General features: G+C 58.8%; 4 protein-coding genes. All 4 read left to right on the top strand.

Annotation, left to right across the window (positions count from 1 at the left end):
• Genes ACR0M2_RS20595 through ACR0M2_RS20580 form a run of 4 tightly spaced genes read left to right on the top strand, consistent with a single transcriptional unit; the run spans position 1 to position 4,325 of the window.
• Complete coding sequence (locus ACR0M2_RS20595) at positions 1 to 1,242, top strand: pyridoxal-phosphate-dependent aminotransferase family protein (protein WP_170414991.1); 1,242 nt, start codon at positions 1 to 3, stop codon at positions 1,240 to 1,242.
• A gap of 28 nt (positions 1,243 to 1,270) precedes the next feature.
• The gene (locus ACR0M2_RS20590) at positions 1,271 to 2,467 is read left to right on the top strand and encodes a malate--CoA ligase subunit beta (RefSeq protein WP_170352142.1); all 1,197 of its coding nucleotides are present in this window, start codon (positions 1,271 to 1,273) and stop codon (positions 2,465 to 2,467) included.
• Positions 2,467 to 3,354 (top strand): succinate--CoA ligase subunit alpha, encoded by an 888-nt coding sequence (gene sucD, locus ACR0M2_RS20585; protein ID WP_170352143.1) that lies wholly within the window; start codon positions 2,467 to 2,469, stop codon positions 3,352 to 3,354. The genes ACR0M2_RS20590 and sucD overlap by 1 nt, the downstream gene beginning before the upstream one ends.
• Positions 3,354 to 4,325 (top strand): 2-hydroxyacid dehydrogenase, encoded by a 972-nt coding sequence (locus tag ACR0M2_RS20580; protein WP_170352144.1) that lies wholly within the window; start codon positions 3,354 to 3,356, stop codon positions 4,323 to 4,325. The genes sucD and ACR0M2_RS20580 overlap by 1 nt, the downstream gene beginning before the upstream one ends.

Here is a 4,325-nt window from a genome sequence, read left to right as displayed (position 1 = left end):
ATGACTTTTCAGATTTATCCCACGCTTGAGATCCCCGAGACACTGGCTGCTGGTCCGGGGCCTGGCAATACCGATGCTCGTGTTTTGCAGGCCTTCGCCAATGCCGGGGTTGCGGATCACATGCAGGGCGACGTTTTGCGTGGGATGGTCGAATGCAAGCACATGCTGCGCAATATCTGGGGAACCGATAACACCTATACCTTTGCTGTGGCCGGTACCGGCTGGAGCGCATTGGACACAATGTTCTCCGCCGTGATGCCCGGTGATAAAGTCGTGGCCTTTGCCAACGGCACCTTTTCCGGCATTGATGCGCTGACCCTACGCATCAAGGCGGCCACGCCCGAGGAGCATGCTGCCAGCCCGCTTGATCCACAGGCCGCCAGCGTAACGGTCGTTGATGTTCCGCATGGACAGCCGGTCACTGGTGAACTGGTTGAAGCCGCGCTGGAACAGCACAAACCAAAATGGGCCTTTATGGCGCATTGGGAAACGGGTTCGGGTCGCGTCAATGATCTGCGTGGCTTCTCGGACGCATGCGAGCGTCATGGGGTGATGGGCCTGGTCGATGCGGTCTCATCCCTCGGCGTCGATGACTTTTCGATCGATGACTATCCGGGGATCGCCGGTTGGGCCTCCTGCCCGCAGAAGGGCCTGTGCTGCCTGCCGCTGACCTATGCACCGGTCAGCTTTACAGATGCCTTTATTGAATCCCTCAGAGCGACGGGTGCCTACAGTTATGTCCACAATCCTCTATTCGAGGCGCGTCACTGGGGTATTGTCGACGGTCAGGACGTCGAAAAGGGAACCTATCACAGAACCCATTCCGGATACGCAGTCGCCGCGTTCCATGAGTCCCTGCGTCTGACACTTCAGGAAGGTCTGGCCAGACGGTCAGCCTCGTACAAGACCCATGAACGCGTGCTGCGCGATGCTGTTACGGCCATGGGATGCGAGGTGACTTCTGACATGCCCAGCCTGGTCGTGCTGAATCTGCCGCCGGAACTGGCCGGGCGAGAGATGGAGCTGGTGCAGAACTGTCGGGCAAGGGGTTTTGGGATCTGGCCGACGCTCAGCGCGCCGGTTCAGGTACGCATCGGCATCCTCAATCAGCTCAACCGCCAGGCCGTCAGCCGGATCGTCCGCCTGTTTGCCGAAGCCATGAGGGAACTGGGCGGCAATGTCGATTTCGAAGAGATCGAGGCATTGCTCGAAAGCCGTTACGGCACATCGATCGCTGCTTGAACGCACTGCATGAACGGGAGGAATGCAGATGGATATCCATGAATACCAGGCGAAAGAAGTTCTTTCGAATTTTGGCGTCGCCGTACCGTCAGGTGCCTTGGCCTATAGCCCGGAACAGGCGGCCTATCGCGCCCGCGAACTGGGCGGAGACAAGTGGATTGTCAAAGCCCAGGTCCATGCGGGTGGCCGCGGCAAAGCGGGTGGCGTCAAACTGTGTAACAGTGAAAACGAGATCCACGAGGCCTGTGACGAGATGTTCGGCCGCAAGTTGGTGACCCATCAGACCGGACCGGAAGGTAAAGGCATCTATCGTGTCTATGTCGAGTCCGCTGTGCCGATTGATCGCGAGATCTATCTTGGTTTTGTTCTGGACCGCTCCAGCCAGCGGGTGATGATCGTGGCTTCGTCTGAAGGTGGGATGGAGATTGAGGAGATCTCGGCCGAACGCCCGGACAGCATCGTGCGGTCTATCGTGGAACCCGCAGTTGGCCTGCAAGAGTTCCAGGCCCGCGAGATAGCCTTCAATCTGGGCCTTGAGGCTCGTCTGGTTCAGCAAATGGTACGGACGTTGCAGGGCTGTTACGCCGCCTTCAGCGACCTGGACGCCACGATGGTTGAAATCAATCCATTGGTTATCACTGGTGACGACCGTGTGCTGGCATTGGACGCGAAGATGAGCTTTGACGACAACGCTCTGTTCCGTCATCCGCAGATCGCTGAACTTCGGGATAAAAGCCAGGAAGATCCCCGTGAAAGCCGCGCGGCGGACCGTGGCCTGTCTTATGTGGGTTTGGACGGCAATATCGGCTGCATCGTGAACGGCGCTGGTCTGGCCATGGCCACGATGGACACGATCAAACTGGCCGGGGGCGAGCCCGCGAACTTCCTCGATATCGGTGGTGGTGCCTCACCCGAGCGCGTGGCCAAGGCCTTTCGACTGGTTCTGTCCGACAAGAACGTTCAGGCGGTTTTGGTCAATATCTTTGCTGGAATTAACCGCTGCGACTGGGTCGCCGAGGGCGTTGTGCAGGCGCTGCGTGAGTTGGATATCGACATCCCGGTCATCGTGCGACTTGCCGGTACGAATGTCGAAGAAGGCCAAAAGATTCTCGCCAAATCCGGCCTACCGATCATCCGCGCCACCACTTTGATGGAAGCCGCTGAACGGGCGGTGGGCGCATGGCAGAATGATCTGTCCCAAAACACCAAGATGAGGGCCGTGTAATGAGCATTCTTCTCGACCGCGACACCCGCGTAATCGTTCAGGGCATCACTGGACGCATGGCGCGCTTTCACACGAAGGATATGCTGGCCTACGGCACCAATGTTGTCGGCGGGGTTGTTCCCGGCAAGGGTGGTGAAACCGTTGAAGGTGTACCGGTGTTTGACACCGTGAAACAGGCCGTTGAGGCAACTGGCGCGGATGCCAGTCTGGTCTTTGTTCCGCCTCCGTTTGCTGCAGACTCCATCATGGAAGCTGCTGATGCGGGCATTCGCTACTGTGTCTGTATCACCGACGGTATCCCGGCGCAGGATATGATCCGGGTCAAGCGGTACATGTACCGTTATCCCAGAGAAAAACGTATGGTTCTGACTGGACCGAACTGCGCCGGTACAATCAGCCCCGGTAAGGCTCTGCTGGGTATCATGCCGGGCCATATCTACCTGCCTGGCAATGTCGGCATCATTGGTCGCTCGGGCACACTGGGGTACGAGGCGGCAGCACAGCTCAAAGAACGTGGCATTGGCGTTTCGACCAGTGTTGGTATCGGTGGCGATCCGATCAACGGGTCCTCGTTCAAAGATATCCTGCAACGGTTTGAAGAGGACGAGGATACCCACATCATTGCGATGATCGGCGAAATCGGCGGTCCGCAGGAAGCTGAAGCCGCGGAATACATCCGCAATCACATTACAAAACCGGTCATTGCTTATGTTGCCGGATTGACCGCCCCCAAAGGTCGAACCATGGGGCACGCCGGTGCGATCATCTCGGCTTTTGGCGAAAGCGCCAGCGAAAAGGTTGAAATCCTGTCCGCTGCTGGTGTGACCGTGGCCGAAAACCCCGCCGTGATTGGTGAGACAATCGCACGAGTGATGGAGGCTGCGTGATGGTTAAACCTTCGGTCTTAGTCACCCGTCGCTGGCCTGCCGCCGTCGAGGCGCAACTGGCCGAAAACTACAACGCCGTGCTGAATACCGGGGACAAGCCAATGTCCCCGGCAGACATCCGGCGGGCGTTGAAAACCTATGATGCTGTCCTACCCACGGTCACCGACACGCTCAGCGCCGAGGCATTGGATGTGCCTGGCGCGCAGACCAAGATCATTGCCAATTATGGGGTCGGCTATAGCCATATCTGCGAACCTTCGGCGCGTGAGCTAGGCATGACGGTAACAAATACACCGGATGTCCTGTCCGAGTGTACGGCCGATCTGGCCATGACGTTGCTGCTGATGGTTGCGCGCCGGGCAGGTGAGGGCGAACGCGAATTGCGCTCCGGCAAGTGGACCGGCTGGCGGCCGACGCATCTTGTGGGCACAAAGGTCAGCGGCAAGACGCTGGGCATCATCGGTTATGGCCGGATCGGCCAGGAAATGGCTCGCCGTGCCCATCACGGGTTCGGTATGAACGTCCTCGTCTATAACCGCAGCGAGGTGGCCGCGGACGTATTGGGCCAGTGCGACGCAACACAGGTGGACACGATCGATGATCTCTTGCCCCAGTGCGATTTTGTGTCACTGCACTGCCCCGGCGGCTCCGCGAACCGGCACCTGATCAACTCGCGCCGACTGAGCCTGATGAAGCCTGACGCATTCCTGATCAACACTGCGCGCGGCGAGGTGATTGATGAATGGGCTCTGATTCAGGCGCTGATGTTCGACATGATCGGTGGTGCGGCCTTGGACGTCTTCGACGGCGAGCCCCGCATCAGCCCGGATCTGCTGCAATGTGACAACCTCGTGATGCTGCCGCATCTGGGCAGCGCAACGCGCGAGGCCCGCGAAGCGATGGGCTTCCGCGTTCTCGATAATCTGAGTGACTTTTTCCAAGGCCGTGAACCACGTGACCGGGTGATCTGA

It is taken from the genome of Ruegeria sp. BE10 (genome assembly GCF_056538905.1).
Note: the sequence above shows the minus strand (reverse complement) of the source record. Positions and strands in the feature narration are given on the sequence as shown.

Coding starts and splice junctions, on each gene's coding strand:
- sucD (WP_170352143.1), top strand. CDS start 2,467: ATGAGCATTCTTCTCGACCGCGACACCCGCGTAATCGTTCAGGGCATC.
- ACR0M2_RS20590 (WP_170352142.1), top strand. CDS start 1,271: ATGGATATCCATGAATACCAGGCGAAAGAAGTTCTTTCGAATTTTGGC.
- ACR0M2_RS20580 (WP_170352144.1), top strand. CDS start 3,354: ATGGTTAAACCTTCGGTCTTAGTCACCCGTCGCTGGCCTGCCGCCGTC.
- ACR0M2_RS20595 (WP_170414991.1), top strand. CDS start 1: ATGACTTTTCAGATTTATCCCACGCTTGAGATCCCCGAGACACTGGCT.